Here is a 26,749-nt window from a genome sequence, read left to right on the forward strand (position 1 = left end):
TGACTAGCCGGACTGGAGCAACGCCAGCGGTCCCAGCGTGACCAGTGCGCCCACTGCCACGGCGATCAGCGTGCTGCCGATGTCCTCGGTCTTGCGCACCACGCGCACCCCGACCACCAGCCCGAGGATCACCAGCACCGACAGCACGAGCGCGACGATGTTGTTCCACTTCCACAGCTGGTCGAACGCGATGAACAGGCCCGCTCCGAACGCGACGGCGATGATGCACTGTCCGACGATCCAGGCGCCGCGCAGGAACGCCGACATGCGACCGCCGGCCTCGACGTCATCATCGCGGAGGTCATCGCGGAGGTCGTGCTCGTCGAGTTCGTCCTCGTCGTCGTGCTCGTCGATCGTGGCGGTGTCGGCGTCCTTGCCGCGGCGGGCGAGGTCGTCGGCGACGGTGCCGCCGCCGAACAGCGGCCCGGCCGACGAACGCAGATACGACGGCAACTCGTCGTCGTCGGTCTGGGAACGTTCGCGCGCCGGTTCGTCGAGGTCAGAGTCGAGCAGATCCGCCGGCTCCTCGTCGTCGTCGAGGAGCGGGTCGGGGCTCATGTCCTCGGCGCCGACGGTGTCCTGTTCGACGGTGTCCTGTTCGAGCGGGATGTCCTCGTCGACGTCGACGTCGTCGGGCTCCTCGGTCTCGAATTCGGCCACCTCGGTGACCTCGGGTTCGGCGACGTCCTCCGGCGCGGGTTCGGTGACCGTCTCCTGCTCTTGGGTGGCGCCGTTGACGGGGATCCGCGCGGTCTCGTCGGCCCGCTCCTCGCGGGTGTCCGAGGCGCGGTCGGTGACGATCGGGATCTCACCGGTCAGCTCGGCGACGGTCACCGCATCGGCGTTGCCACGGCGGCGCCGACGCCGGCCGCCGACCGGGGGCGCGCCGATGGTGCCGTTCTTCGCGAGCAACTCGGCGACCGAGATCGGCCGGGTGCTGCTGGAGCTGTTATCTGGTTCTGTCATCGTGTGTTGCCTTTAGTGGCAGTTGGGCTGAGCGCCTTGGGTCCAGCATCCCGCACCGGCGTCTCCACCGCGGCGAGATCGTCCATACCGCTCACGCGGGTGAGGTCGTCGGCTCCGCCGACCTCCGTCCCGCCGACGAAAGCGCTGCCGTCGGCCTCACTGTCGAGTTTCCGCAGAATCAAACCCTCCCGCAACGCCCACGGACAGATGTCCACGGACTCGATTCCGAGCGCCCGCATGCTTGCTTCAGCCACCAACGCTCCGGCCACGATCTGTGGCGCGCGCTCGGCACTCACCCCTTCCAATTCCGCTCGGTCAGCCGCGGTCATCCTAGAGATGAAAGCTATGAGCTGCCGCAACCCGGTCGCCGTCAGCGTCCGCTTGACCCGCGGTCCGGCCCCCGAAGGCGCCGCCCCGGTGAGCCGCGCGAGGCTCCGGAACGTCTTCGACGTCGCGACGGCGAGGTCGGGGCTGCCCGCTTCCAGCAGTTCTGTGCTGGCATCCGAGAGCTCGTTGGCCAGCCATTCGCGCAGCATCGCCACACGGCGCCGGCCGGGTGGATCGTCGGGCAGCCACTCGCGGGTCAGCCGTCCCGCGCCGAGCGGCAGCGACAGCGCCACCTCGGGCTCCTCGTCGCCCCCGTTGGACAGCTCCAACGAGCCACCGCCGATGTCGATGTTGATGATGCGGCCGGCGCTCCAGCCGTACCAGCGCCGCACGGCCAGGAAGGTCAGCCGTGACTCGTCGACCCCGCTGAGCACCCGCAACCGGACCCCGGTCTCGGCCAGCACCCGCGCCAGGACGTCGTCGGAGTTGGTGGCGTCGCGCACCGCGGAGGTGGCGAACGCCATCATCTCCGCACAGCCGGAACTGGTGGCGATCTTGGCGAATTCGTCGACGGTCGCGACGAGCCGGTCGGCCCCCTTGCGGGTCAGCTTGCCGGAGTCGTCGATCGCCTCGGCCAGCCGCAGGGACGCCTTGGTGGAGCTCATCGGGGTCGGGTGGCCGCCCCGTCGCGCATCCACCACAAGCAGATGGACGGTATTGCTGCCCACGTCGAGCACGCCCAGTCGCACGCTTCCAACCTAGACCGTCGCCCCTGGCCTGCCGTGCGCCGACACCCCATCTCGTATACCGCGGCACCCCGCCGGGGCGGGTAGCGTTTCACCCGTGATGCCAGCCCATCCCGGTGAGGTGGAGCTCGATTTCGCCCGCGAGTGGGTCGAGTTCTACGACCCGGACAATCCAGAGCACCTGATCGCCGCGGATATGACGTGGCTGCTGTCGAGGTGGACGTGTGTCTTCGGCACCCCGGCCTGCCAGGGGACCGTCGAGGGCCGGCCCGACGACGGCTGCTGTTCGCACGGGGCCTTCCTGTCCGACGACGACGACCGCGCCCGCCTCGATGCGGCCGTCGAACAGCTGACCGCCGACGACTGGCAGTTCCGCGACAAGGGCCTGGGCAAGAAGGGCTACCTCGAGATGGACGAGTACGACGACAAGCCCAACCTGCGGACGCGGAAGTACAAGGGCGCGTGCATCTTTCTCAACCGCCCCGGCTTCGCGGGCGGGATCGGCTGCGCGCTGCACACCAAGGCGCTGAAGCTGGGCGTCGAACCGCTGACGATGAAACCGGATGTGTGCTGGCAGTTGCCGATCCGGCGGACGCAGGACTGGGTGACCCGGCCGGACGGTTCGGAGATCCTCAAGACCACGATCACCGAATACGACCGCCGGGGCTGGGGTGAGGGTGGTGCCGATCTGCACTGGTACTGCACCGGCGACCCGGCGGCCCACGTGGGCGCGCGGCAGGTGTACGAGTCCTACGGACCCGAGCTGACCGAACTGCTCGGCGAGAAGGCGTACGCGGAACTGGCGGCCATGTGCCGTCGGCGCAGCGGGCTCGGACTCGTCGCGGTCCACCCGGCGACGCGGGCCGCACAGTGAGCGGGCCGGGGGTGTTCCTGTTCAAGCTGGTGCCCCCGCGCGCCGACTTCGCGCAGACGATGACGGCCGACGAACAGCAGGCGATGGCCGGCCACCAGGACTACTGGCGGGACCTCCTCGCGGCGGGCAAGGTCGTCGTCTACGGTCCGGTGGCCGATCCGGAGGGGGTGTGGGGGCTGGGCGTGCTGCGCGCCGCGGACCGCGCCGAGGTCCTCGAGATCGGCCGACACGACCCCTCGGTCCTCGCCGGGGTGAACACCTTCGAGGTCTTCGAGATCATGGGCGGCACAACCGGATAGGTGTCCGGCGTCGGGGCGGGTTCAGCCCTCGAGCTTGTATCCCAGACCGCGCACCGTGACCAGGTGCACCGGGTTCGCCGGATCCGCCTCGATCTTCGACCGCAGCCGCTTGACGTGGACGTCGAGGGTCTTGGTGTCACCGACGTAGTCCGCACCCCACACCCGGTCGATGAGCTGACCGCGCGTCAGCACCCGGCCGCTGTTGCGCATCAGGTACTCGAGGAGGTCGAACTCCTTGAGCGGCAACGTGATCGACTGGCCGTTGACGCTGACCACGTGGCGCTCGACGTCCATCCGCACGGGTCCGGCCTCAAGCACCCCGTCGGGGACGCCGGGGTCGTCGACGTCGGTGCCGCGGCGCAGCACCGCCCGGATCCGCGCGATCAGTTCGCGGGCCGAATACGGTTTGGTGACATAGTCGTCGGCGCCGAGTTCGAGCCCGACGACCTTGTCGATCTCGCTGTCGCGGGCGGTCACCATGATGACCGGCACGCTGGACCGGGCGCGCAGTTGCTTGCAGACGTCGGTGCCGCTCATTCCGGGCAGCATCAGGTCCAGCAGCACGATGTCGGCGCCGGCGCGGTCGAACTCGGCCAGCGCCGAGGGTCCGTCGGCCACCACGGTGGTCTCGAAGCCCTCTTTGCGCAGCAGGAAGGCCAGGGGATCGGCCAAGGACTCCTCGTCCTCCACGATCAACACACTGGTCATTGGTCTCGGGTCCTCCTATTGACTCGGTTCATCGTCTACTTCCTGAGGTCGCGGGTAGGCCGGAATCGACAGGGTGAACGTCGATCCGGTGCCCGGCTGACTCCACAGCCGGATGGCTCCGTTGTGATTGGCGGCGACGTGTTTGACGATCGCCAGGCCCAGACCGGTACCGCCGGTCGCCCGCGAGCGGGCCTTGTCGACGCGGAAGAAGCGTTCGAAGACCCGCTCCTGATCGTCTTTGTCGATGCCGATACCGCGGTCGGTGACCGAGATCTCGATGTTGTCGCCGCGACGCCGCCGGCTCACCGACACCGGGGTCCCCCGCGGCGAGTAGGCGATCGCGTTGGAGACCAGGTTGGCCAGCGCGGCCACCAGCAGCGTCTGGTCGCCCAGCACCTTGAAGCCGGTCGGCGCATCGGTGGTGATCGCGATGTCGGCGTTGTCGGCGGCCACCTTGTGGCGCGACAGCGCTTCGGAGACGACGGTGTCGACGTCCACGACGCCGAGGTCGGGCAGCCGCTCACCGCCCTGCAGGCGGGACAGTTCGATCAGTTCGCCGATCATGTCGGCGAGTCGATGCGCTTCGTCGACCATCTTCCCGGCGAAGCGGCGCACGGTCTCGGGGTCGTCGGCGGAGGCCAGCAACGCCTCGGCGAGTAGGCCCATCGCCCCGACCGGGGTCTTGAGTTCGTGGCTGACGTTGGCCACGAAGTCCCTGCGTGTGGCTTCCATCCGGGCGTATTCGGAGTGGTCGTCGACGTAGACCACCGCGAACCGGCGGTCCGCCTTGGTCAGCAACCGCGCCGCGCCGCGCACCGACAGCCCGGAGCGGCCGGGGTGGGCGACCCTACGCGGGGACAGGTCGACCTGGACGTCCTCACCGGTGCTCAGCGTGTGCTGCGCGGCTTCCCACGCCCGTTCGTCGAGCAGCCGGTCCCGGACCAGGCCCAGCTCCTCTGCCCGCACATTGCTGTAGACCACGTCACGGAATTTGTCGACGACGACGATGCCGACGGGCGATGACGAGACGATGTGGGCGAGCATCTGCGACACGGTGATCCCCGCCGTCTCGGCCGCCCGCCGGCGACGGCGCTCCGCCACCCGAGGGGTGAGCGCGACGCCCACTCCCACGCCCACCAGCAGCGTGAGTAGCGCCACGACTGCCGTCATCAGCAGTGCGGATGCCACACTCACAGCGAAATCGTACGCATGCGGTGAACGTCATCCCAGCAGCGTGCGGCCAAATCGAGACAAGTCACACCGCGAATCGCAGGAGTTCGGCCGCAGTTCACCGCGTGTTTGTGTTGGCCCCCTTGATTCGTGGCCCTTACTTCGCGCCCTGGGATGCCACGGCCGCCGCGCCGGCCGCCGCGGCCTCCGGATCGAGGTACGTGCCGCCTGCCACCGTCGGCTTCAGATCGGAGTCCAGGTCGTAGCGCAGCGGTATGCCGGTCGGGATGTTCAGCCCGACCACGTCCTCGTCGGACATGCCGTCGAGGTACTTGACCAGCGCACGCAGTGAGTTGCCGTGCGCTGCGATCAGCACGGTCTTGCCCTCGCGCAGATCCGGCACGATCGTCTGCTCGAAGTAGGGCACGAAGCGGGCCACCACGTCGGCCAGGCATTCGGTGAGCGGTCCGCCGTCGATGTCGGCGTAGCGGGGATCGCGGTCCTGGCTGTACTCGCTGCCGGCCTCGATCGGCGGCGGCGGGGTGTCGTAGCTGCGCCGCCAGGCCATGAACTGCTCTTCGCCGTACTTCTCTTTGGTCTCGGCCTTGTTCAGCCCCTGCAGCGCCCCGTAGTGCCGCTCGTTGAGCCGCCAGTCCCGGTGCACCGGGATCCAGTGCCGGTCCGCCTTGTCCAACGCGATGTTGGCCGTGGTGATCGCGCGCCGCAGCAGCGAGGTGTACAGCACGTCGGGCAACCGGTCCAGATCGGCGATCAGCTCACCGGCCCGCGTGGCCTCGGCCCGGCCCTTGTCGGTCAGGTCGACGTCGACCCAGCCGGTGAACAGGTTCTTCGCGTTCCATTCACTTTCGCCGTGACGAAGCAGGATCAGCGTGGAATCTCCCATGGCTGAATCTTCTCACGGGGGCGGTGGTTGCATCCGAGCCGTCAGTCGTCGTCGATGAGGTGCTCGAAGGCGCGCAGATTCTTCAGCGATTCGCCGCGCGAGACCCGCCACTCCCATTCGCGCTGGATCGAGGATTTGAACCCGAGTTCGAGCAGGGTGTTGAAGTCGTTGTCGACGGCCTCGAGCACCTGGCCGAGGATGCGGTCGATCTCGTCGGCCGTCACCGAGTGCAACGCCATCCGGCCGACGAGGTAGATGTCGCCGACGTTGTCGAGGGTGTAGGCGACGCCGTACAGCCTGCGGTTGCGCTTGAGCAGGAACCGGTAGACGCCCTCGTGGTTCTCGTCGGGTTTGCGGCAGACGAACGCCTCGATCCGCACCGAGTGCTCACCGATCGACAGGATCGTGTTGGTCTTGAGGCGTCGTTCGCCGGGCAGTTCGACGATGATGCCGGGCAGTCCGCCGTGGGCGCCCTCGTGGAACGTGTAGGCGAGGTCGTGTTCCTCCAGGGTGTCGACGATCGTCCGCTGGACGGTGTCATCCGTTCGCTGCCCCAGCGGACCGTCGTCACTCACGCCCGGACCCCCCGTCGCCTCGAGAACCGCCGTGCGGTGCGGCGGGACAGCGTTTCGTCGGCGTGCGGATGCCGGTCGCGGTAGTCGCTGATCGCCCGGCCGTAGCTGGCCAGCAGGTCGTCGACGGTGTGGGCCCAGGAGAAGGTGGCCGCATGCTCGACTGCGGCCCGCCGCATGGTGGCCGGACCGCGCGACAGCAGCGAGTCGATGGTGTGCGCCCAGTCGCCGACGTCGTGACCGTCGACCAGCGCACCGGTCACCCCGTCGCGCACCGCCACCGGCAGCCCGCCCACGGCGGCCGCGACCACCGGGGTGCCGCAGGCCTGCGCCTCGACGGCAACCAGCCCGAACGACTCCGAGTAGCTCGGCACCGCAACAAGATCGGCGGCGCGATACACCCGCACCAGATCCTCGCGCGACTGCGGGGGCAGGAACGTCACGCGCTCTGAGATACCCAGTTCGTCGGCGAGGGCAACCAGGTTGTCCGGCGCGGCCAGGCCCGACCCCGATGGTCCGCCGGCGACCAGCACCCGCACGTCGGGCAGCTTCGCCGCCGCCCGCAGCAGGATGTCGGGCGCCTTGAGCGGCTGGATCCGGCCGACGAACGCGACGACGGTCTCGCGCGGGTCCAGGCCGAGCGCGGCGCGGGCGGCTGCCCGATCACCGGGGGTGAAGGTGTCCAGGTCGACCCCGGGGTGCACGACGTCGATGCGTGACGGGTCGGCGTTGTGCAACGAAACCAGTTGTTCGGCTTCGAGTTCGGTGTTGACGATCAGCCGGTCCGCCTCGTCGACCACCTGCTGCTCGCCGACGGCACGCAGGGGTGGTTCGGGTGAGTCACCCTCGGCCAGTGCGGCGTTCTTCACCGCCGCGAGCGTGTGGGCGGTGTGCACCAGCGGCACCGCCCAGCGGTCCCGGGCCAGCCAGCCGACCTGACCGGACAGCCAGTAGTGCGAGTGCACGATGTCGTAGTAACCGGGTTCGTGGGTGGCTTCGGCGCGCAGCACCCCGGCGGTGAACGCGCACAGCTGGGTGGGCAGATCGTATTTGTCGAGCCCTTCGAACGGGCCTGCCACGACGTTGCGCACGAGTACGCCCGGCGCCACCCGCACGACGGGCGGATCGGCCGATGTCGTGGCGCGGGTGAAGATCTCCACCTCGACGCCGCGGCGCGCCATGTGCAGCGCGCTCTGCAGTACGTACACGTTCATCCCGCCGGCATCGCCGGTGCCGGGCTGCGCCAGCGGCGACGTGTGCACCGACAACACGGCCACGCGCTGGGGCGGCCTACCGAGCTGGTCCGTTGCTAGGCGCACACACTCATGTCTACACCTCTGTCATCGGCGGGCCGTCAGGACGCCGCCTCCGGGCGGCGGGCGCCCGACCGGCGCATCGCGGCGATCGGGTCGGCGTAGAGACCGCCCAGCGACACCACCCCGGCGCCGGCCTCCTGCACCCGGTTGCCGAACGTCGTCAGCCGGATGTCACGGCCCGGCAGCACCGAGCGCGCCGTGAACGCCGCCTCGACCAGCGGCATGGCCTCGGGGTACTCGGTGAACGCCTGCCCACCGACCACCAGATCGTCGGGGTTGAGCATGTCGCGCAGCAACGCGACGGCCTCACCGAGCACGCGTGCCCGCTCGGCCAGCAACGCCTGCGCGGCGTCGTTGCCCTGCCGCGCCGCGCGCAGCACCGCCGCCATCGTCGAGGTGGGGCCGTCGGCCGCGATGATGCGCTGTCGGCGGGCCGCCGTGAGGACGGCTTCGTCACTGACCGTCGACTCCAATTGGCCACTGCCGCCGAGCAATTCGGACTGGGCGGGCAGGGCGGCGATGGTGCCGGGACCGCTCGTCGGTGAGTGCACCCGCCCGTCGATCGACAACGCGAAACCGACGGTCTCCCTGGCGTACACGTACAGGCTGGTCGACGACGGCGCCACGGTCGGCCTGCGCGCACCGAGCAGCAACTCGGCGCCGGCCATGGCGTCGACGTGCGAAGCGACCGACACCGGCAACCCCAGCGATTCGGCCAGCACCGGGCCGACGGGGGCGTGTGACCAGCCCAGCCGCGGATGGTCGAGGTGGCCGGTGACGCCGTCGACGACACCGCCTGCGGCCACCCCGACCCACAGCGCACGCCGTCGGTGCCACCGGCTCAGATATTTGCGGGCACTGGCCGACAGCACCGCGAGCGCCGCGTCCTGCGGACCCCGCGGGGTCGGCGTCTCCACCACGTCGAGCGTCCGGCCGAACAGATCGGTCGCCACGATGCTGGTGGTCTTGGCGCCGATATGGATGCCGAGGGTGAGGAACGGTTCGTGGTTGACCTCGACCGGCACCCGCGGGCGGCCGATGGCTCCGGAGACCGCGAGGTCGGCCCGCTCGCGCAGGATCGCGGCGTCGAGGAGCGCGCTGACCTGGCGGTTCACCGTGGCGATGCTCAGCCCGGTGACGCGGGCGATGGCGTCACGGGCGATCGGACCGCGCATGCGGGCGGCGGCGAAGACCGAAGATGCCGCTGCGTCAGCAACTTTCAGCGCGGGAGCGACGACGTGGCGCTGATGGGTGATGCGCGGCGGCGCCGCGGCGAGGGGGCGCTTGGACGCCGGCAGACGACGAACGGCGACCGAAGCGGCGGGGGCGGAATCGAGGGTGGCACGCACGGGATGGTCCTTCGGGAGAGTCGGCTGGTGGGTCCTGGCCACACCTGCGACTCAACGGGAAGACTCCCTCGGTTCGGTCAGGCGCGGCGAAATGCGCAACGACAACAACAGTGCCGCGCGTCGAAGACCTGACCATCGGAGAACACGAGAGTGAATCTAGCACGCTGGCTAGAGTTGGGCAGATGACGACATCTCGAGGCGACCAACGCGTCGCGGTGGTCACCGGCGCCAGCGCCGGTATCGGCGAGGCGACCGCGAGAAACCTTGCCGCCCAAGGCTTTCACGTGGTCTGTGTGGCCCGCCGAGAGGAACCCATCAAGGCTCTCGCCGACGAGATCGGCGGGACCGCCATTGTGGCGGACGTCACGTCCACCGAGGCGGTGGACGCATTGGCCGCGGCGCTGGACCGGGTGGATGTGCTGGTCAACAACGCCGGCGGCGCCCGCGGGCTGGACCCGATCGCCGAAGCCGACATCGAGCACTGGCGGTGGATGTGGGAGTCCAACGTGCTCGGCACGCTGCTGGTGACCCGCGCGCTGCTGCCGAAGCTCATCGACTCCGGTGACGGGCTGATCGTCACGGTCACCTCCATCGCCGCGGTGGAGATCTACGACAACGGTGGCGGCTACACCTCGGCCAAACACGCCCAGGGGGTCCTGCACCGCACGCTGCGCAGCGAGCTGCTCGGAAAACCGGTGCGGCTCACCGAGGTTGCGCCCGGCATGGTGAAGACGGACTTCTCGCTCAACCGGTTCGAGGGCGACGAAGAGCGCGCCGAGAAGGTCTACGAGGGGGTCACCCCGCTGGTCGCCGAGGACATCGCCGAGGTGATCGGATTCGTCGCCAGCCGGCCCTCGCACGTCGACCTGGACCTGATCGTGATCCGGCCGCGCGATCAGGTCAGCGGCGCCAGCGGCTCACGTTTCAACCGCCGCTGACGGCGGGGCTACCCGCCGGGGCGGCCGTTGACCGGCTGCGGTGCGCCGGTCGGGGTCACCGGTGCGGTGCTCGGGATGCCCGCCGGCGACGCCTGATCCGACAGCGCCGACATCGACTTCCACTCCTCCCACGGCACCGCCCAGTCCCAGATGTCGCCGTCGGCGTAGGACAGCTGGATGCGCGTGCCCGTCACCTCCACCGGATCGCCGTAGAGCGCGGTGCGGAAGTACTGCTCGGCATCCGACTCGGACAGGTTGATGCAGCCGTTGGTCACGTTGCTGTTGCCCTGTGAACCCAGGCTGGCGGGGTTGGCGTGGATGAACTCGCCGTTGTTGGAGATCCGCACCGCGAACCGCTCACGGACGTTGGCGTAACCGGCGGCCGGGTTGGTCATGTAGAAGTCCTCGTACTTCTCGGTGACCACGTGGATGCCGCTGCGGGTGACGTTGCGGTCGAGGTCGCCCTCGCCGTAGCTGCACGGGAAGTCCATGATCACCGCGCCGGCCTCGTCGATCACCTGGATGCGGTGCGATGACGCCTCGGCCCGGACCACCTGGCGGCGGCCGATCGTGAAGTCCAGCGAGGAGTCGGCGGCGCCGTAGGCGTCCTCGCCGAATTTCACCCCGTAGAACCGGGCGTCCACCCGCACGGTGGTGCCCGGCGCGAAGTACTCCTTGCTGCGCCAGTGCAGCCGGGACCCGGCGGCCTCGTCGGGCAGCCACGCCCAGCTGCCCTCGGTCGGCGGGTTGGTGGTCACCGACAGCGCCTTCTCGACCGTGGCCCGGTCCTCGTCGCCGATCGAGGCGTCGAACTGCAGGATGACCGGGGCGGCGACGCCGACGGTCTGCCCGTCGGACAGCTGGAACTGGCCGTTGACCTGGGTGGCCGGGTCGAGCGTGGTGAACTTTCCGCTGACGGGGACGGCCTTGCCGTCCTCCCCGACCGCCGAGCCGGACCAGCTGTAGGTCACCCCGTAGCCGAGCGGTTCACTCACCGTGAAGACGTTGCGGTCCTGGTTCAGGGCACCGGCGACGGGCTTGCCCTGGGCGTTCATCAGCGCGACCCGCTGGAACCAGCCGCCGCTGACCTCGACCCGCACCGGCTCGGTGGGTGAGACGTCGGTGGCGGAGGTGGCCGGTTCGAACGCCAGCGACGCCGACGCGGGCGCCTGCGCGGCCTCACCGGGGTTGCTGATCGAGCGGCTACACGCCGCGAGCGCTCCGGGCGCGACGAGTCCGACCGCCAGGGCGGTCAGGGCACGCCGCCGATTCATGGGCGGCAGCTTGTCGGCGGCACTCACGTGTACCCAACATACCTAGAGAGTGCAGCCGACCAGTGTCGGCTCGGGGGTGAGTTCGATCCCGAAGGTGGTTCGCACACCGTCGCGCACCGTCCTGGCCAGCGCGATCACGTCCGCTGTGGTCGCATGGCCCCGATTGGTCACAGCAAGCGCGTGTTTGGTCGACAACCGGGCCGGGGCGTCGTCGCCGGGGTAACCCTTGCCGAACCCCGCGTGTTCCACCAACCAGCCGGCGGCCAGCTTCACCCCGTCCGGGGCGGGATAGCTGGGCACCGGACCGTCCACCTCGGCGGCGAGGCGTTCGTGGTCCGCCGTCGTGACCACGGGGTTGGTGAAGAACGATCCGACGCTCCACGTGTCGCGGTCGGGTTCGTCGAGCACCATGCCCTTACCGCGGCGCAGCGCCAGCACCGCGTCGCGCACCGCGACCGGATCGGCGCGGCCGCCCGGTTCCACGTCGAGCGCCCTGGCCAGTTCGCCGTAGCGCAGCGGCGCGCTGCGGCCCCCGACGTCGAGCGCGAACTCCACCTCGAGCACCACGGCGTGATCGGAGTGCTTCAACACGCTGGTTCGGTACCCGAAGGCCATGTCCTGCGGTGTCACCCAATCGTCTCGGCCGGTGCGTCGGTCGAACAGCCGCACGCGCCGGATGTTGTCGGCGACCTCGGACCCGTAGGCGCCGACGTTCTGCACCGGTGTCGCCCCTGCCGAACCGGGGATTCCCGACAGGCACTCCAACCCGCCGAGGCCGTGTGCCAGCGCGGTGACCACGACGTCGTCCCAGTTCGCACCCGCCTCGGCGCGCACGATGCCGTCGCGCACGGTGATCTCGCTGTTGGCCACCCGGATCACCGTGAGGTCGGCCATGTCGTCGGCGAGCACCACGTTCGAACCGCCGGCGAGGATCAGCGCGTCCCGGCCGACGGGTGCGCGCAGGGCGGCGACGAGTTGTTCGGTGCTGGTCGCGGTGACGAGCCGCCGCGCGACCGGTCCGACCCGCAGCGTGGTCAAGGGAGCCAGCGCGACGTCGGCTTCGACCTCCGCGCCCGCGAGTTCCTGACCGGTCACGGGCGGTAACGGTAGCGTGGCCAGCTATGCCGCGTTCATTCGACTTGGCCGCCGACTACGAGGGCACCGTCGAAGATGTCCACCGGGCGTTCAGCGACCAGCGGTACTGGCTGGCACGGCTGGCCGACTCCGGCGCCGACCACGCCACGCTCGACGGGATGACCGTCGGCGAGGACGGGAGCATCGACGTCACGACCACGCAGACGCTGCGCGCCGACCGGCTGCCCGGTGTGGTGGCCCAGTTCCACCGCGGCGATCTGGAGATCCAGCGGGAGGAGACGTGGACCGGCGTGCGGGACGGCCGGGCCACCGCGACGGTCACCGGTTCCATCCCCGGGGCCCCGGTCACGCTGAACGGGACGGCGGTGCTGTCGCCCGGCGCCTCCGGCGGTTCGCGGCTGGAACTCAAGGCCACCGTGGAGGTGCGTGTGCCGCTCGTCGGCGGCAAGATCGAGAACTTCATCGGCAACGGTCTGGTCGACCTGATCATCGCCGAGCAACGGTTCACCACGGTGTGGATCACCGAGAACGTCTGACCTGACGCGTACCGTGAGTCCCCATGGGACGGCGGATGGAGCACACCGTCGCGTTCGATGCGCCCGCCGCACACGTCCACGCGCAGTTCACCTCCGAGGACTACTGGCGCGAGCTGACCGACGTGTACCGCGCACTCAACCCGCGCACCGAGCTGACGCTGTTCCGCTCGGACGCGCGTGGCACCGACATCGCGTTGCGTCAGGTGATGCCGCGCGACGATCTGCCGCCGGTCGCGCGCAAGGTGATGCCCGTCGACCTGGTGATCACCCGTGAACAGCACTTCGATCCGTTCGACGACGGCGCCGCGTGCGCCCATGGCAGGTTCGCCGCCACGATGCCGCGCGCACCGGGCCGGCTCGAGGGCCGCTACGAACTGTCCGACACCCCGGCCGGCAGCCGGTTACTGGTGCACAGCACCTGCAAGGTCTCCATACCGCTGGTCGGCGGCACGCTCGAAGACCTCATCCTGACCAATATGCGCACCCTCTTCGACGGTGAACAACGCTTCACCGCCGAACGGGTCTCCGGCCGCCGCTGACAGCCGATGACGCAGAGTCCGAACGCCCCGATCGGTGTCCTCACCCGCGGCACCACCGGGCACAACCGGCTGCGCCGCAGCGACCGCTGGCTTATGCACTCGCCGCGTGTGCGCACCGCGTTGCGGTCGGCCGCCGATCCGCTCGTCGTCGACCTCGGCTACGGCGCGCTGCCGATCACCACCCTGGAGTTGGCGTCACGGCTGCGGTCGGTGCGCCCAGACGCGCGGGTGGTCGGTCTGGAGATCCATCCCGAGCGGGTGGCGGCCGCCCGCGCCGCCGCGCCGTCGGATGTGGAGTTCGCGCTGGGCGGTTTCGAACTGGCCGGGCTGCGGCCGGTGCTGGTGCGCGCGTTCAACGTGCTGCGCCAGTATCCGGTCGACGCGGTGGCCGGGGCGTGGGAGGTCATGCGGAGCCGGTTGGCGCCCGGCGGTCTGATCGTCGACGGCACCTGCGACGAACTCGGGCGCCGGTGCGCCTGGGTGCTGCTCGACGCCGTCGGACCGGTCAGCTTCACGCTGGCGTGCGATCCGTTCGCCATCGAGCGCCCGTCCGATCTCGCCGAACGCCTCCCCAAGGTGCTGATCCACCACAACGTGCCCGGTCAGCCCATCCACCGGCTGCTCGCCGCTGCGGACCGGGCGTGGGCCAGCGTGGCGGGCCACGGCGTGTTCGGCCCGCGGATCCGCTGGCGCGCGATGCTGAATCTGCTTGCCGCAGAAGGGTTTCCGGTCGAGCCGCCGCGGCGACGGATGCGTGACGGGGTGCTCACCGTGCCGTGGTCAACGGTCGCGCCGTGACCGGTTCGGCGGCGAGCGCGTCGTCGAGGTCCTCGGCCATCTGGATGTCGAGTCCCCGGATCGGCGCGGCCGGGGTGACGAGGGCGACGACGACGTAGGTGGCCAGCGATGCGGCGAACGCGATGAACGTCGGCCACCCGTCGAACGTCGCGTCGAACACGCCGTTGGGGATGTAGAGGATCGTGTTGTCGAGGCCGTACATCGTCGGCGTCATCACGAACAGCACCAGCCGCACCGACAGGCCCACGACGATCGACGCCAGCGCCGCCGTCGACGTGCCCTTGCGCCACACCAGACCGAGGATGAACGGGACCACCAGGCAGGCGAGCAGCAGGTCGAACGCCAGGGTGAGCAGGATCCCGGTCTGCTTGACGTAGATCGCGATCGCGATGGCCAGCAGCGTCACCGGGACCATCGCGATCCGGGTGGCGCGCAGCAGCGGATCCGGTTGTCCCGGCACGTGCGTCCGCCGCACGCCGCCGAGATTGCGCACGCACACGTTGGAGATGGCGAGGATCGCGCCGTTGGCGGTGCTCATGGACGCGCCGACCAACCCGCACAGCACCAGGATCGTCAACGCCAGCGGCGCATAGCCGTCGAGCAGCACCAGCAGGATCGGCCCATCGAGGTCGCCGGGCAGGAACGCCCTGGCCGACAGCACGACCAACCCGAACGGCACGCAGATCGCGACCACCCCGGCCGCGGCGCCGAAGCACGCGCGGCGGGCGGTCTCGGGCGACTTCGCGGCGAAGACCCGCTGCATGAAGTCGATCGCCACGATGTCGCCGATCCCCAGCGCGATCAGCGTCGCCCAGTTGACCGTGGCGCCCTGCGCCGGATCGGTCATCTGACCGAGATCGAGCGGACCCATCCCCTCTTCGATCGCCAGGCCATGGGTGAGGACCATCCAGATCAGCAGCCCCATCGCCCCGACCAGGATCATCGCCATCTGGATGATCGCGGTGTACGCGTCGGCCAACAGCCCGCCGGTCCCGGTGTAGGCGACGGCCAGCGCGGCGATGACGACCGTGCCCAGCCAGTACGGGATGCCGAGGAAGTAGTTGAACAGGAACCCGCCCGCGACCAGGTTCCCCGCCACCAGGATGCAGAAGCCGATCATCAGCATCACCGAGGCGGCGACCTCCACGCCGCGGCCGAACCGCAGGCGGTAGTAGTCGGGGAACGACGTCAGGCCCATCCGGTTCATCGGCTTGGCGAAGAACAGACCGGTGAACAACAGACACAGCGCGAGCCCCAGCGGCAGACACGCACCGGCCCAGAAGCCGAACTCCGACGCCAGGTCGGTGTTGCCGAGCGTCGCGTTGGTGTCGACCGCCGAACCCATCAGCGCGCCGCCGACGAGTATCAGCGGCAGCGTCCGGCCGCCGACGAGGAAGTTGGCGCTGTCACCCGCGATCCGCCGGGACACCAGGAAGCCGACGAGCACCACCACGGCGATGCTGACACCCACGCCGAAGAGCACCATCGGCCCAGACAAACCCCGCGCGGTTACAGCGGTTCGCGAGCGGGGTTAAGCGCGTGTTGCGAACGACGGCGGCCGTAGGCTTGGCACATGTCCGGAGCCATGCGGATCGCCTGCGCACAGATCGCCGCGGGCACCGACCCGGCGGCCAACCTCGAGGTGCTCGAGGACCACACCGGCCGCGCCGTCGACGCCGGTGCGCAACTGGTGCTGTTCCCCGAGGCGACGATGTGCCGGTTCGGGGTGCCGCTGGCGCCGGTCGCCGAACCGCTCGACGGGCCGTGGGCGTCGGCGGTGCGGTCGATCGCCGAACGGGCCGGCGTCACCGTCGTCGCCGGCATGTTCACCCCCAGCGGCGACGGTCGCGTCCTCAACACGTTGATCGCGACCGGCGGCGGAGTCGACACCCACTACCACAAGATCCACCTCTACGACGCGTTCGGCTTTCGCGAATCCCGAACGGTCGCACCGGGTTCGGAGCCCGCCACGATCACCGTCGCGGGTGTCGAGGTCGGCCTCACGACGTGTTACGACATCCGCTTCCCCGAGCTCTACGTCGAGCTGGCGCGCCGCGGCGCCCAGCTGATCACCGTCCACGCCTCGTGGGGTGCGGGGCCCGGCAAGCTCGACCAGTGGACCCTGCTGGCGCGGGCCCGGGCGCTGGACACCACCGGCTACCTCGCCGCCGTCGACCAGGCCTATCCCGGCGACGAGGTGGCTGCCTCCGGACCGACCGGGATCGGCGGCAGCCTGGTCGCCTCGGCGACCGGAGAGGTGGTGGTCAGCGCGGGTGCGGACCCGCAGCTGATGGTCGCCGACCTCGACCTCGACGCGGCGCGCAATGTGCGCGAGACCATCGCGGTGCTGAACAACCGCGCGGAGGTCGACTCACCCGGTAGGGCAGAATCGCGGGCGTGACTGATCCCTGGGCCCGTCCGGCCGACCAGCAGCCAGTCCCGCCTCCCCCGCCGTTCCCGCAGGGTGCGCCGCCGTCGGCGCCCGGCCCGGGAGCGGAACCACCGAAGGAACGCGGCTCTCTCCTGGCCAAGGTCAAGGACATGTTCAGCGATCCGCTGTCCATCGTGCTGGCCGTGGTCATCGTGGTGGCGCTCACCGCGGCCGGCCTGCTCGGTGGGGAGTTGTACGCCCGCAACCGGGCCGACGACGTGGTCTCCCGCGTCGTGTCCTGCGTCGTCGAGGACGAGGCCACCGCATCGTTCGGTGCGATGCCGCCGTTCCTGCTGCAGCACATGACCGGCCACTACACGAACATCGACATCGAGACCGCGGGTAACCAGATCCGCGACGCCAAGGGTATGAAGGTCGGCATCGACATCCAGGACGTCCGGCTCGAGGACACCGCGAACTCCAGCGGCACCATCGGCTCGCTGTCCGCGAACATCACCTGGTCGTCCGAGGGCATCACCCAGACCGTCCAGGACGCGATCCCGCTGTTCGGCAGCTTCCTGAACGGGGTGAGCACCAACCCGTCGGCGGGCACCATCGAACTCGAGGGCGCGCTCGGCAGCATCGTCGCCAAACCGCAGGTCAGCAATGGTGGCATCACCCTGCAGGTGCAGCAGCTCTCCGGGCTCGGGTTCACCCTCCCGCGCGAAGCCGTGCAGCCCGCGCTCGACGCCTTCACCTCGGGGTTGACCCAGAACTACCCGATGGACATCAAGGCGCAGAGCGTCGAGGTCACCGACACCGGCGTGACGGCATTGTTCTCGACGCAGAACGCCGAAATCCCGAAGAGCGGCGAGGACCCCTGCTTCAACGGGCTCTGAGCCCGGTTCAGTCCAGATCGTCGAGTACGGCGCGGGTGGCCGACAGACCCAACCGGGTCGCCCCCGCGTCGAGCATCGCGATCGCGTCGGCGGCGGTGCGGATGCCACCGCTGGCCTTGACCTCGACCTGCGGTCCGACCGCCGCGACCATGATCTCGACCGCGCCCGCCGAAGCGCCGCCGAGCGGGTGGAACCCCGTCGAGGTCTTGACGTATTCGGCGCCGACGGCCTTGGCGGCCAGACACGTGTCGACGAGCACGTCGCGGCCGCCGAGTTCGAGCAGCGCGGCCGATTCCACGATCACCTTGAGCAGGGTGCGCTCGCCGATCGCGGCGCGCACCGCGGCGATGTCGGCACGCACCGCGTCGATGTCACCGGCCAGGGCGGCGCCGACGTCGATCACCATGTCGATCTCGTCGGCTCCGGCGGCGACGGCGAGCGCGGCCTCGTGTGCCTTGACGGCCGGGAGGTGCTTACCGGAGGGAAAGCCGACGACGGCCGCGATCTTGGTACTGAACGGGCGCATGCGGACGGCGGCGGGCACCATCGACGGCGATACGCAGGCGGCGTAGACGCCGAGTGCCTCGGCCTCCTCCACGAGCGCCTCGACGTCCCCCTCGCCGGCCTCCGGTTTGAGGAGCGTGTGGTCGACGAGTCCGGCCACGCGTTCGCGGGTCCACCCGCCCATCAGAACGGCTCTTCGGTGCCGCCGGGATTGCAGCCGGCGGCCACCATCTGCTCGACGGGGACCTCCGGTCGCCACGGCTCGAGGTTCCAGCTCGTCTTACCGGGTGCGGCGAACTCCGCGAACTGCCAGTGGCAGTCGAACTGTTCCCGCATCCCGGGGATGGCGGCGTCGGGCGAGGCGGCGAGCACCTCGGCCCAGGCGTGTTCGGCTTCGGCGACGGTGCCGACCTGGCCTGCGGCCCGCCGGCCCGCGGTCGTCGGGTAGACGCGCAGGCTCGACAGATCGCCCCACTTCGCCCACGTGACATGGTCGATGTAGGGCGGTGGCGGGGCGGGTTGAGCGGCCGCGACCGGCGACAGGCTCATCGACAGCGGCAGGACCAGGGCCGCCGTCACGGCGGCCAGGAAGTAGCGCACGGACCTACCGCGACTTTCCCTGGATCTCGAGGATCTTGGGCCGCACGTCGACCAGGTAGACACCCGCCGCGCAGGCGCACACCGCGGCGCCGAACGCGTCGCGGAACAGCAGCAGGATCAGGACACCGCCGCCGAGGATGGCCAGCCATACCGGCTTGGTGAGTTTCCCGGCCGCGGTGTAGGCGTCGGGACGCTGGATCGCGGCGTGGACGAACGAGTACACGCCGACGACCAACACGATCAGAACGAGACCCAAGACGATGACGCCCGCAAGGTCGGCAAGTATCACCTCACCAGCCTATGCGGGCGTCATCCTTCGGTCGAATTCGACTTACTTCTGGGTGACCTTCTTGGCCGGAGCCTTCTTGGCCGGAGCCTTCTTCGCGGGAGCCTTCTTGGCCGGGGCCTTCTTGGCCGCCGCCTTGACCGGCTCGGCGGTCTCCTCGGTCTTCTTCGGCAGTTCGACACCGACGAGCTTGGCGGCGCGCTCACCGACGGCGCGGGTCTGCGTCGCCACGTTGCCCAGCGCCTGCTCGGTCAGCTCGACGGCCTGGTCGGTGTAGGTCTCGACCCGGTTGGCGGCGTCGGTGAAGCCGGGCTGGCTGCGCAGCCGCTCGAGTGCGGCCTCGCCACGCTCGACGAGCTTGGCGTAGGTGCTCTGCGCGGCCTCGGCGTAGCCCTCGGCGGCACGGCGCAGCTCGTCGGCGGTCAGCCGCTCCCGCAGCTCGGTGACCTGCGTCGGAAGCTCTTCCTGCAGTTTGTTGATGCGGGCCCGGCTCTCCTCGACGCGGCTGTTCGCGTCGGTGCGGGCCTCTTCGGCGCGGTCACGCAGGCTCGCGACGATCTCGTTGACGGTGGCCAGCGCCAGATCGGCGGCGCCGACGGCGGCGAGCAGCGGGGCCTTGAGGTCTTCGATGTCGACCTGGGGGTTCTTCTCAGCCATGGTGGATGTCCTTTCGGGAATCTTCGGGTGTGGTTTCTAGTGCGCGTTGGATCGGGTCGCCACTGATCGGTGTGTGTGCAGTCGTCGGCTCCTCGTCTACTTCGCTTCCGGCTACCTCGTTCTGCTGGCAGAACGACGTGTAGATGTCGAGCAGCACCTGCTTCTGCCGCTCGGTGATCGCCGTGTCGCTGAGGATGGCGTCGCGGACCTGTCCGGCCTCGCTGGGTTCGAGGATCCCGGCTCGCACGTAGAGCACTTCGGCCGAGACCCGCAACGCCTTGGCGATCTGGTTGAGCACATCGGCGGACGGTTTCCGCAATCCCCGCTCGATCTGACTGAGATAGGGATTGCTGACACCGGCCTTCTCCGCCAGCTGCCGCACGGACACCTGCGCCGCTTCTCGCTGGCTCCGGATGAAGCTGCCGATGTCCTGAGCGGCGTTGGTCACCACGGCGGCAAGATTCTCGTCCTGCGACATTGGGTGACAACCCCCTCGAAACGCGGGTATCCGATCAACGACATCACCAACCGTACGCGGGGGTGCTAACTTTTGCAAGCACTAGCTAGCGCAGGTCAGAACAGTAGCTGAGCTATCGAATAGATGACGAGGCCCGCGAGCGACCCGACGACGGTGCCGTTGATCCGGATGAACTGCAGATCGCGGCCGACGTGCAATTCGATGCGGCTGCTGGCCTCGTCGGCGTCCCAGCGCTCGATGGTGTCGGTGACGATCGTGGTGATCTCGGCGCCGTACTCGCCGACCACGTGCTGGGCGCCGCGGATGATCCAGTTGTCCACCTTGTCCCGCAGCTCGGCGTCGTCGCGCAAACTCTCACCGATGCGCATGACGGAGTCGGCGATGCGGGCACGCAACGTCGACGACGGATCGTCGACCGATTCGAAGATGATGCGCTTGGCCGCGCTCCACGCCGTCTCCGCGGCCCGCGCCACCTCGTCGCGGGCCATGATCTGCTCTTTGACGTTCTCCGCGCGCTCGATGGTGGCGTCATCGTTCTGCAGGTCATCGGCGAATTCGAACAGGAACTTGGTCGCCGACCGGCGCAGCTCGTGGTCTGGGTTGCGGCGCACCTTGTCGGTGAAGTCCATCAGCTCACGGTGGATCCGGTCGCCCACCAGGTGGTCGACCCAGCGCGGCGACCACGTCGGCGAATCACGCTCGATCACCCGCTCGATGACCTCGCCCGCGTTCAGCGACCACTCGAACGCCCGGTCGGCGAGCAGTTGGATGAGCGCCTCCTGACGCCCCTCCTGCAGCAGCTGCGAGAGCACCCGGCCCACCGGCGGACCCCACTGCGGTTCGGCGATCCGCTTGACGATCATCCGGTCGAGGACCTGCTGGACGTCCTCGTCGCGCAGCATCTCCACCAGCACCCGCAGCACGTTGGAGGCCTCCGTGGCCACACGTTCGGCGTGCGAACGGTCGGAGAGCCACTTGCCCAGACGGCCCGCCACCTCGGCGCTCCGCAGCTTGGTCTCGACGTTCTCCCGCGACAGGAAGTTCTCCCGGATGAACTCGCCGAGACCCTCGCCGAGCTGGTCCTTCTTACGTTTGATGATCGCGGTGTGCGGGATCGGGATGCCCAGCGGATGCTTGAACAGCGCGGTGACCGCGAACCAGTCGGCGAGCGCACCGACCATGCCGGCCTCGGCGGCGGCCCGCACGTAGCCGATCCACGGGGCGGCGGTCCCCTGCGACTGCGCCCAGGTGCAGACCAGGAAGATCACCGTGGCCCCGAGCAGGAACCCCAGTGCGACGGTTTTCATGCGCCGCAGACCGCGACGGCGTTCGGCGTCGGCGGCCGAGTCCGCGCCCGCGATCGCCTCGGCGAAGCTGGGCCGTTCGGACTGCTGTGTTGATACCACGGGTTCCATCATCCGCTATCCCGTCAGCGCAGCGGTCCGACGCGGCTGTCGGCGCCGATCCGCCGTAGTATCGAGACGGACTAGTGAACGGGACTACGGGGATAGTGGCACAACAGACCCCGCCTTTGGCGGTCAAGACCGATGGTCGGAAGCGGCGCTGGCACCAGCACAAGGTCGAGCGCCGCAATGAGTTGGTCGATGGCACCCTGGAGGCGATCCGCCGCCGGGGCAGCAACGTCAGCATGGACGAGATCGCCGCGGAGATCGGCGTTTCCAAGACGGTCCTGTACCGCTACTTCGTCGACAAGAACGACCTCACCACCGCGGTGATGATGCGGTTCGCCCAGACCACACTGATCCCGAACATGGCCGCCGCGCTGATGTCCAACCTCGACGGCTACGACCTGACCCGCGAGATCATCAAGGTCTACGTGGAAACCGTTGCGAACGAGCCGGAGCCCTACCGCTTCGTGATGGCGAACAACTCGGCCAGCAAGAGCAAGGCCGTCGCGGACTCCGAACGCATCATCGCCCGCATGCTCGCGGTGATGCTGCGCCGCCGGATGGCGCAGGCCGGGATGGACACCGGCGGCGTCGAGCCGTGGGCCTATCACATCGTCGGCGGCGTGCAGCTGGCCACGCACTCGTGGATGTCGCATCCGCGGATGAGCGCCGACGAGCTCATCGACTACCTGACGATGCTGTCGTGGAGTGCGTTGTGCGGCATCGTCGAAGTAGGCGGATCGCTCGAGAAGTTCCGGTCCGAACCGCACCCCTCCCCGATCCTGCCTCCCCAGTTGATGGAGCAATGAGCCGAGAACCCGAGCTACCCGCCCTGTGGTCCCACGACCCGCATGTCCACCTCCGCTTCCGTACCGGCGACAAGGTGGGCGACATCGAGACCGACGCCACACCCGGATTCATCGGCTCCAAGAGCGATGCCCCGGTGCTGCAGGCCGAGCGCAGTATGCGGCTGGGCGAACTGCAGGAGAAGCTCTACGCCAACAGCCGCGCGGGCGACACCCGCTCGGTGCTGCTCATCCTGCAGGGCATGGACACCGCAGGCAAGGGCGGCATCGTCAAACACGTTGTCGGAGCGGCCAATCCGCAAGGCGTGAAGTACACGAGCTTCGGTAAGCCCACTGCGGAGGAGTTGGCGCACCACTACCTCTGGCGTATCCGCAACGCGCTGCCGACGCCGGGGCACATCGGGGTCTTCGACCGCTCGCACTACGAGGACGTGTTGGTCGTGCGTGTGCACAACCTGGTACCGCCCGATGTGTGGGGGGCGCGCTACGACGAGATCAACGCCTTCGAACGCGAAATCGTCGACAGCGGAACCTCCATCGTGAAGGTCGCGATGTTCGTATCGCTGCAGGAGCAGAAGCGCCGCCTCGCCGAACGGCTGGAGCGCCCCGACAAGTACTGGAAGTACAACCCGGCCGACATCGACGAGCGGCTGCTGTGGCCGCAGTACGAGCAGGCCTACCAGGCGGTGCTCGACCGCACGTCGACCGACTACGCGCCGTGGCACGTGGTGCCGTGCGACCGAAAATGGTACAGCCGGCTGGCGATCACCGAGCTGCTCATCGAGGCGCTCAAACGCCTCAACATGTCCTGGCCGCCACCGGATTTCGACGTCAAGGCGGAGAAGAAGCGTCTCGCGAACGCCTAGGTTTGCGCCGACTGCACGGTTGTTGCCACGTCCTCTCGGCGTTCGTGTACAACAACCGTGCGCTCGGCGCAGTTGTACACAGGTTGAGCGATTGCCGTCGGGGTGCCCACCGGCACGGCCTGACGATGAGAGTGTGGGAGCCGCACTGATCATCGCCACCGAAGCGCTCGAGTCCGGCGAGTTGACGCGCCGAGACCTACGGCGCCGGTACACGATGGTCTATCGCAACGTCTACATCCGCAACGGTCTTCAGCTGACCGCAGAGGACCGGGCGCGGGCGGCCTGGCTCTGGTCGGGACGGCGGGCCACGCTCACCGGGCACTGCGCGGCCGCCCTTCTCGGCAGCCGTTGGATTCCGCCGGACGCCCCCGTCGAGATCGCCCACTCCCGCCGGCCAGCGGCCCGAGGAATGATCGCCCGCTGCAACACATTTCATGACAACGAGGTATGCGTCGTCGACGGCATCCGCTGCACCACCGTCGCCAGAACGGCTTACGACCTGGGGCGGCGACTCACCGAACAGATGGGCGTGGTCCGCATCGACGCGCTACTCAACGCGACCGGCGTGGCCCCCTCGACCGTCGCCGCCGTCGCGGCACGGCATCCCGGCGCCAGGGGCATCAGGCGGTTACGCAAGACACTGACACTGGTCGACGCGGGCGCCGAGTCCCCGCAGGAAACCCGGCTCCGGCTGCTGATCATCCGGTCGGGATTGCCGCGACCGGTGACGCAGATACCGGTGCACAACGAACTCGGACGAGTCGTTCGCCGCATCGACATGGGCTGGCCGGATGCCATGGTCGGTATCGAGTACGACGGCGAACAGCACTTCACCAATCCGCACGACTACGCCGCGGACATCGAACGGCTCGAGTTCCTCGCAGCGCGGGGATGGCTGATCGTCCGCGTAAGCGCCACCCAACTGCGTCACCGCCGGGCCGAGATCATCGACCGGGTGACGGCCGCTCGTCGAGCGCACGGTTGTTGACGGCCCTACTCGGCCGATGCGTACAACAAGCGTGCACTCGGCGCTAGTAGGAGTAGAAGCCTTGGCCCGACTTCTTGCCCAGCTGACCCGCCTCGACCATGCGCAGCAGCAGCGGCGGCGGGGCGTAGTGCGCGTCCTTGAGCTCGTCGAACATCGCGTCGGCGATCAGCTTCATGGTGTCCAGGCCGATCAGGTCGCTCAGCCGCAGCGGGCCCATCGGATGCGACAGCCCGGCCACGACCGCCTTGTCGACATCTTCGACGGTGGCGAAGCCCGCCTCGACCATCCGGATCGCCGACAGCAGATACGGCACCAGCAGCGCGTTGACCACGAAGCCCGACCGGTCGCTGCAGCGCACCACCTGCTTACCGAGCACGTCGCTGGCGAACGCCTCGGTCCGCGCGATCGCCGCATCGGTGGTCGTCAGCGTGCTGACCAGCTCGACCAGCGGCAGCACCGGCACCGGGTTGAAGAAGTGCAGGCCCAGCACTCGGCCCGAATTCTGCGTCGCCGCAGCGAGTTTCATGATGGGGATGCTCGAGGTGTTCGACGCCAGCACCGCGTCGGGGTCGGTGATGACCTTGTCGAGTTCGGCGAACACCTTGGCCTTGATCGCCACATCCTCGATGATCGCCTCGATGACGAGCTGGCGGTCCGCCATGTCGGCGAGGTCGGTGGTGAAGCTCAGCTTCCCGAGCGCCGCCGACTTCTCCCGATCGGTGACCTTGCCCGCGCTCACCCCACGCTCCAACGATTTGGTGATGCGGTTGCGACCCGCGGTGACCAGCGCGTCGGTGGTCTCGAAGACCAGTACCTCGACGCCCGCGCGGGCGGACACCTCGGCGATGCCGGCGCCCATCTGCCCCGCGCCGATCACGCCTACTCGTTCGATGGGATTGCTCACTGCTACTTCCTAACAGACGACGAGCGCACGGTTGTTGTCACGTCTATTCGACGTTTGCGTACAACAACCGTGCGCTCGGCGGTCAACGACTTAGTGGAACTGGCCCTCTTCGGTGGAACCGGTCAGCGCGGTGGTCGAGCTGGTCGGGTCGACGGTGGTGGCGATCCGGTCGAAGTAGCCGGCGCCGACCTCGCGCTGGTGCTTCGTCGCGGTGTAACCGCGCTCCTCGGCGGCGAACTCGCGCTCCTGCAGCTCGACGTACGCGGTCATCTGGTTGCGGGCGTAGCCGTAGGCCAGATCGAACATCGAGTAGTTCAGGGCGTGGAAGCCGGCCAGCGTGATGAACTGGAACTTGAAGCCCATCGCACCGAGTTCCTTCTGGAACTTCGCGATCGTCGCGTCGTCGAGATGCTTCTTCCAGTTGAACGACGGCGAGCAGTTGTAGGCCAGCATCTGGTCCGGGAACTCCGCCTGCACGCCCTCGGCGAACTTGCGGGCCAGCTCCAGGTCCGGGGTGCCGGTCTCCATCCAGATCAGATCCGAGTACGGCGCGTAGGCCTTGGCGCGCGCGATGCACGGCTCGATGCCGTTCTTGACGCGGTAGAAGCCTTCCTTGGTCCGCTCACCGGTGATGAACGGCTGATCGCGCTCGTCGACGTCGGAGGTGATCAGGGTGGCGGCCTCGGCGTCGGTGCGGGCGATGACGACGGTCGGCACGTCGGCGACGTCGGCGGCCAGGCGGGCCGAGGTCAGCGTGCGGATGTGCTGCTGGGTCGGGATCAGCACCTTGCCACCGAGGTGGCCGCACTTCTTCTCCGAGGCCAGCTGGTCCTCCCAGTGCGAACCCGCGACACCGGCGGCGATCATCGCCTTCTGCAGCTCGTAGACGTTGAGCGCGCCACCGAATCCGGCCTCACCGTCGGCGACGATCGGCACGAGCCAGTTCTCGACCGAGGTGTCGCCCTCGACCCTGGCGATCTCGTCGGCGCGCAGCAGCGCGTTGTTGATCCGGCGGACGACCTGGGGCACCGAGTTGGCCGGGTACAGGCTCTGGTCGGGGTAGGTGTGGCCGGACAGGTTCGCATCACCGGCGACCTGCCAACCCGACAGGTAGATGGCCTTCAGGCCGGCGCGGACCTGCTGGACGGCCATGTTGCCGGTCAGCGCGCCGAGCGCGTTCACGAACTCCATGTCGTGCAGCTGGTTCCACAGCACCTCGGCGCCGCGGCGGGCCAGCGTCTGCTCCTCGACGACCGAGCCCTGCAGGGCCACGACGTCTGCCGGGGAGTAATCGCGGGTGATGCCCTTCCAGCGGGGGTTGGTGTCCCAGTCCTTCTGGATCTCTTCGGGGGACTTCGGCTTGCCAACGGTCGACATTGAGTGGCTCCTTCGGTTACTTGCGTCGCTGCCGGTGCCGCCGTCGTTCCGGCTTGTTAACACCTGCAGGAGTTCACTGCCTTGCTGATGCGAGGATGCCCTACGGCATAACCGCAGGTCCACCCGTTTCAATCGCCAAGTTTTGCCAAGAGCTACACGGAACTTGCGAAGGTTGCGAAGGCGCGCACGGCTT

30 protein-coding genes are annotated in these 26,749 nt (G+C 68.9%); 11 read left to right on the forward strand and 19 right to left on the reverse strand.

The features are described 5' to 3' along the window. Positions 1 to 3 precede the first annotated feature (3 nt). Positions 4 to 966 carry an Rv0497 family membrane protein gene (locus G6N49_RS19990; RefSeq protein ID WP_083044812.1) on the reverse strand — a complete coding sequence of 321 codons (963 nt, stop codon included), beginning with the start codon at positions 964 to 966 and terminating at the stop codon, positions 4 to 6. Further along, positions 963 to 2,042 carry a Ppx/GppA family phosphatase gene (locus G6N49_RS19995; protein WP_011558090.1) on the reverse strand — a complete coding sequence of 360 codons (1,080 nt, stop codon included), beginning with the start codon at positions 2,040 to 2,042 and terminating at the stop codon, positions 963 to 965. Before G6N49_RS19995 ends, G6N49_RS19990 begins: the two co-directional genes overlap by 4 nt. Positions 2,043 to 2,139: 97 nt before the next feature. Here G6N49_RS19995 and G6N49_RS20000 point away from each other — a divergent pair, with 97 nt between their 5' ends. After that, positions 2,140 to 2,913, forward strand: a complete 774-nt coding sequence (locus tag G6N49_RS20000; RefSeq protein ID WP_011854540.1) for a DUF3109 family protein — start codon at positions 2,140 to 2,142, stop codon at positions 2,911 to 2,913. 11 nt (positions 2,914 to 2,924) lie between these two features. Beyond that, positions 2,925 to 3,212, forward strand: a complete 288-nt coding sequence (locus G6N49_RS20005; RefSeq protein ID WP_011854539.1) for a YciI family protein — start codon at positions 2,925 to 2,927, stop codon at positions 3,210 to 3,212. Positions 3,213 to 3,233: 21 nt separating this feature from the next. Here the strand turns inward: G6N49_RS20005 and regX are convergent, their stop codons facing one another. The 6 genes from regX to G6N49_RS20035 form a co-directional block, all read right to left on the reverse strand. Further along, the gene (gene regX / locus G6N49_RS20010) at positions 3,234 to 3,920 is read right to left on the reverse strand and encodes a two-component sensory transduction protein RegX (protein WP_011558087.1); all 687 of its coding nucleotides are present in this window, start codon (positions 3,918 to 3,920) and stop codon (positions 3,234 to 3,236) included. A gap of 15 nt (positions 3,921 to 3,935) precedes the next feature. Then, complete coding sequence (locus G6N49_RS20015; protein WP_083044811.1) at positions 3,936 to 5,114, reverse strand: sensor histidine kinase; 1,179 nt, start codon at positions 5,112 to 5,114, stop codon at positions 3,936 to 3,938. Positions 5,115 to 5,247: 133 nt separating this feature from the next. Next, positions 5,248 to 5,994: a phosphoglyceromutase gene (locus G6N49_RS20020; protein ID WP_064917158.1), complete on the reverse strand. Its 747-nt coding sequence runs from the start codon at positions 5,992 to 5,994 to the stop codon at positions 5,248 to 5,250. Between the two features lie 41 nt (positions 5,995 to 6,035). Beyond that, positions 6,036 to 6,569 carry a type III secretion system chaperone family protein gene (locus G6N49_RS20025; protein WP_011558084.1) on the reverse strand — a complete coding sequence of 178 codons (534 nt, stop codon included), beginning with the start codon at positions 6,567 to 6,569 and terminating at the stop codon, positions 6,036 to 6,038. Further along, positions 6,566 to 7,885 carry a D-inositol-3-phosphate glycosyltransferase gene (gene mshA, locus G6N49_RS20030; protein ID WP_011558083.1) on the reverse strand — a complete coding sequence of 440 codons (1,320 nt, stop codon included), beginning with the start codon at positions 7,883 to 7,885 and terminating at the stop codon, positions 6,566 to 6,568. The genes G6N49_RS20025 and mshA overlap by 4 nt, the downstream gene beginning before the upstream one ends. Positions 7,886 to 7,920: 35 nt before the next feature. Then, positions 7,921 to 9,180 (reverse strand): ROK family protein, encoded by a 1,260-nt coding sequence (locus G6N49_RS20035; RefSeq protein WP_221221765.1) that lies wholly within the window; start codon positions 9,178 to 9,180, stop codon positions 7,921 to 7,923. A 233-nt stretch (positions 9,181 to 9,413) separates the two neighbouring features. Between G6N49_RS20035 and G6N49_RS20040 the strand changes: the two genes are divergently transcribed. After that, on the forward strand, positions 9,414 to 10,169 hold the full coding sequence (locus G6N49_RS20040) for an SDR family oxidoreductase (protein ID WP_064874363.1): 756 nt from the start codon (positions 9,414 to 9,416) through the stop codon (positions 10,167 to 10,169). Positions 10,170 to 10,177: 8 nt separating this feature from the next. Here the strand turns inward: G6N49_RS20040 and G6N49_RS20045 are convergent, their stop codons facing one another. Next, entirely contained in the window at positions 10,178 to 11,470 is a 1,293-nt protein-coding gene (locus G6N49_RS20045; protein ID WP_011854534.1) for a L,D-transpeptidase, read from the reverse strand. A gap of 15 nt (positions 11,471 to 11,485) precedes the next feature. After that, on the reverse strand, positions 11,486 to 12,538 hold the full coding sequence (locus tag G6N49_RS20050) for a UDP-N-acetylmuramate dehydrogenase (RefSeq protein WP_083044810.1): 1,053 nt from the start codon (positions 12,536 to 12,538) through the stop codon (positions 11,486 to 11,488). 26 nt (positions 12,539 to 12,564) lie between these two features. On the opposite strand from G6N49_RS20050, the gene G6N49_RS20055 reads away from it, so the two are divergent. Genes G6N49_RS20055 through G6N49_RS20065 form a run of 3 tightly spaced genes read left to right on the forward strand, consistent with a single transcriptional unit; the run spans position 12,565 to position 14,411 of the window. Then, the gene (locus G6N49_RS20055) at positions 12,565 to 13,074 is read left to right on the forward strand and encodes a DUF2505 domain-containing protein (protein ID WP_011558078.1); all 510 of its coding nucleotides are present in this window, start codon (positions 12,565 to 12,567) and stop codon (positions 13,072 to 13,074) included. Between the two features lie 23 nt (positions 13,075 to 13,097). Further along, positions 13,098 to 13,613 (forward strand): DUF2505 domain-containing protein, encoded by a 516-nt coding sequence (locus G6N49_RS20060; protein WP_235679553.1) that lies wholly within the window; start codon positions 13,098 to 13,100, stop codon positions 13,611 to 13,613. 6 nt (positions 13,614 to 13,619) lie between these two features. Further along, complete coding sequence (locus G6N49_RS20065; protein WP_083044809.1) at positions 13,620 to 14,411, forward strand: SAM-dependent methyltransferase; 792 nt, start codon at positions 13,620 to 13,622, stop codon at positions 14,409 to 14,411. Here G6N49_RS20065 and G6N49_RS20070 read toward each other — a convergent pair. Further along, positions 14,380 to 15,897, reverse strand: coding sequence for a high affinity choline transporter 1 (locus G6N49_RS20070; protein WP_083044808.1), 1,518 nt, complete (start codon positions 15,895 to 15,897; stop codon positions 14,380 to 14,382). The two genes, G6N49_RS20065 and G6N49_RS20070, sit on opposite strands and share 32 nt — an antisense overlap. A 99-nt stretch (positions 15,898 to 15,996) precedes the next feature. Here G6N49_RS20070 and G6N49_RS20075 point away from each other — a divergent pair, with 99 nt between their 5' ends. Together G6N49_RS20075 and G6N49_RS20080 are read left to right on the forward strand one after the other, a co-directional pair. Continuing rightward, positions 15,997 to 16,812, forward strand: a complete 816-nt coding sequence (locus tag G6N49_RS20075) for a carbon-nitrogen hydrolase family protein (RefSeq protein WP_179967857.1) — start codon at positions 15,997 to 15,999, stop codon at positions 16,810 to 16,812. Then, positions 16,809 to 17,681 (forward strand): LmeA family phospholipid-binding protein, encoded by an 873-nt coding sequence (locus tag G6N49_RS20080; RefSeq protein WP_083044807.1) that lies wholly within the window; start codon positions 16,809 to 16,811, stop codon positions 17,679 to 17,681. The genes G6N49_RS20075 and G6N49_RS20080 overlap by 4 nt, the downstream gene beginning before the upstream one ends. 7 nt (positions 17,682 to 17,688) lie before the next feature. Here G6N49_RS20080 and deoC read toward each other — a convergent pair whose 3' ends face one another. The 6 genes from deoC to G6N49_RS20110 all read right to left on the reverse strand — a co-directional run bounded on the left by deoC (position 17,689) and on the right by G6N49_RS20110 (position 21,624). Next, positions 17,689 to 18,369 carry a deoxyribose-phosphate aldolase gene (gene deoC, locus G6N49_RS20085; protein WP_011854527.1) on the reverse strand — a complete coding sequence of 227 codons (681 nt, stop codon included), beginning with the start codon at positions 18,367 to 18,369 and terminating at the stop codon, positions 17,689 to 17,691. Next, positions 18,369 to 18,785 carry a DUF2599 domain-containing protein gene (locus tag G6N49_RS20090; RefSeq protein ID WP_011558071.1) on the reverse strand — a complete coding sequence of 139 codons (417 nt, stop codon included), beginning with the start codon at positions 18,783 to 18,785 and terminating at the stop codon, positions 18,369 to 18,371. Before G6N49_RS20090 ends, deoC begins: the two co-directional genes overlap by 1 nt. A 4-nt stretch (positions 18,786 to 18,789) precedes the next feature. After that, complete coding sequence (locus G6N49_RS20095) at positions 18,790 to 19,074, reverse strand: DUF2516 family protein (RefSeq protein WP_011558070.1); 285 nt, start codon at positions 19,072 to 19,074, stop codon at positions 18,790 to 18,792. Between the two features lie 42 nt (positions 19,075 to 19,116). Further along, positions 19,117 to 19,728 carry a hypothetical protein gene (locus tag G6N49_RS20100; RefSeq protein ID WP_011558069.1) on the reverse strand — a complete coding sequence of 204 codons (612 nt, stop codon included), beginning with the start codon at positions 19,726 to 19,728 and terminating at the stop codon, positions 19,117 to 19,119. Beyond that, on the reverse strand, positions 19,721 to 20,206 hold the full coding sequence (locus G6N49_RS20105; RefSeq protein ID WP_011558068.1) for a helix-turn-helix domain-containing protein: 486 nt from the start codon (positions 20,204 to 20,206) through the stop codon (positions 19,721 to 19,723). Before G6N49_RS20105 ends, G6N49_RS20100 begins: the two co-directional genes overlap by 8 nt. 95 nt (positions 20,207 to 20,301) lie before the next feature. Continuing rightward, positions 20,302 to 21,624: a DUF445 domain-containing protein gene (locus G6N49_RS20110; RefSeq protein ID WP_083044806.1), complete on the reverse strand. Its 1,323-nt coding sequence runs from the start codon at positions 21,622 to 21,624 to the stop codon at positions 20,302 to 20,304. 92 nt (positions 21,625 to 21,716) lie between these two features. Here G6N49_RS20110 and G6N49_RS20115 point away from each other — a divergent pair, with 92 nt between their 5' ends. The 3 genes from G6N49_RS20115 to G6N49_RS20125 all read left to right on the forward strand — a co-directional run bounded on the left by G6N49_RS20115 (position 21,717) and on the right by G6N49_RS20125 (position 24,275). Next, positions 21,717 to 22,424: a TetR/AcrR family transcriptional regulator gene (locus tag G6N49_RS20115; protein ID WP_011558066.1), complete on the forward strand. Its 708-nt coding sequence runs from the start codon at positions 21,717 to 21,719 to the stop codon at positions 22,422 to 22,424. Next, a complete protein-coding gene (locus tag G6N49_RS20120; RefSeq protein WP_011854524.1) occupies positions 22,421 to 23,287 on the forward strand; it encodes a polyphosphate kinase 2 family protein in 867 nt (288 codons plus the stop codon). Before G6N49_RS20115 ends, G6N49_RS20120 begins: the two co-directional genes overlap by 4 nt. A 133-nt stretch (positions 23,288 to 23,420) precedes the next feature. Further along, on the forward strand, positions 23,421 to 24,275 hold the full coding sequence (locus tag G6N49_RS20125; protein ID WP_083044805.1) for an endonuclease domain-containing protein: 855 nt from the start codon (positions 23,421 to 23,423) through the stop codon (positions 24,273 to 24,275). A gap of 43 nt (positions 24,276 to 24,318) precedes the next feature. Here the strand turns inward: G6N49_RS20125 and G6N49_RS20130 are convergent, their stop codons facing one another. After that, positions 24,319 to 25,179, reverse strand: a complete 861-nt coding sequence (locus G6N49_RS20130; protein ID WP_011558063.1) for a 3-hydroxybutyryl-CoA dehydrogenase — start codon at positions 25,177 to 25,179, stop codon at positions 24,319 to 24,321. A gap of 90 nt (positions 25,180 to 25,269) precedes the next feature. Then, positions 25,270 to 26,556 (reverse strand): isocitrate lyase, encoded by a 1,287-nt coding sequence (aceA, locus tag G6N49_RS20135; protein ID WP_011558062.1) that lies wholly within the window; start codon positions 26,554 to 26,556, stop codon positions 25,270 to 25,272. Positions 26,557 to 26,749: the final 193 nt, after the last annotated feature.

It is taken from the genome of Mycolicibacterium monacense (genome assembly GCF_010731575.1).
Classification (GTDB): domain Bacteria; phylum Actinomycetota; class Actinomycetes; order Mycobacteriales; family Mycobacteriaceae; genus Mycobacterium; species Mycobacterium monacense.

What these genes read in the sequence shown, in the direction of transcription:
- G6N49_RS20100 (WP_011558069.1), bottom strand. Translation starts at nt 19,728, where the DNA reads ATGGCTGAGAAGAACCCCCAGGTCGACATCGAAGACCTCAAGGCCCCG.
- G6N49_RS20040 (WP_064874363.1), top strand. Translation starts at nt 9,414, where the DNA reads ATGACGACATCTCGAGGCGACCAACGCGTCGCGGTGGTCACCGGCGCC.
- G6N49_RS20110 (WP_083044806.1), bottom strand. Translation starts at nt 21,624, where the DNA reads ATGATGGAACCCGTGGTATCAACACAGCAGTCCGAACGGCCCAGCTTC.
- G6N49_RS20120 (WP_011854524.1), top strand. Translation starts at nt 22,421, where the DNA reads ATGAGCCGAGAACCCGAGCTACCCGCCCTGTGGTCCCACGACCCGCAT.
- G6N49_RS20020 (WP_064917158.1), bottom strand. Translation starts at nt 5,994, where the DNA reads ATGGGAGATTCCACGCTGATCCTGCTTCGTCACGGCGAAAGTGAATGG.
- G6N49_RS20060 (WP_235679553.1), top strand. Translation starts at nt 13,098, where the DNA reads ATGGGACGGCGGATGGAGCACACCGTCGCGTTCGATGCGCCCGCCGCA.
- G6N49_RS20075 (WP_179967857.1), top strand. Translation starts at nt 15,997, where the DNA reads ATGCGGATCGCCTGCGCACAGATCGCCGCGGGCACCGACCCGGCGGCC.
- aceA (WP_011558062.1), bottom strand. Translation starts at nt 26,556, where the DNA reads ATGTCGACCGTTGGCAAGCCGAAGTCCCCCGAAGAGATCCAGAAGGAC.
- G6N49_RS20070 (WP_083044808.1), bottom strand. Translation starts at nt 15,897, where the DNA reads ATGGTGCTCTTCGGCGTGGGTGTCAGCATCGCCGTGGTGGTGCTCGTC.
- G6N49_RS20105 (WP_011558068.1), bottom strand. Translation starts at nt 20,206, where the DNA reads ATGTCGCAGGACGAGAATCTTGCCGCCGTGGTGACCAACGCCGCTCAG.
- G6N49_RS20065 (WP_083044809.1), top strand. Translation starts at nt 13,620, where the DNA reads ATGACGCAGAGTCCGAACGCCCCGATCGGTGTCCTCACCCGCGGCACC.
- G6N49_RS20055 (WP_011558078.1), top strand. Translation starts at nt 12,565, where the DNA reads ATGCCGCGTTCATTCGACTTGGCCGCCGACTACGAGGGCACCGTCGAA.
- G6N49_RS19990 (WP_083044812.1), bottom strand. Translation starts at nt 966, where the DNA reads ATGACAGAACCAGATAACAGCTCCAGCAGCACCCGGCCGATCTCGGTC.
- deoC (WP_011854527.1), bottom strand. Translation starts at nt 18,369, where the DNA reads ATGGGCGGGTGGACCCGCGAACGCGTGGCCGGACTCGTCGACCACACG.
- regX (WP_011558087.1), bottom strand. Translation starts at nt 3,920, where the DNA reads ATGACCAGTGTGTTGATCGTGGAGGACGAGGAGTCCTTGGCCGATCCC.
- G6N49_RS20000 (WP_011854540.1), top strand. Translation starts at nt 2,140, where the DNA reads ATGCCAGCCCATCCCGGTGAGGTGGAGCTCGATTTCGCCCGCGAGTGG.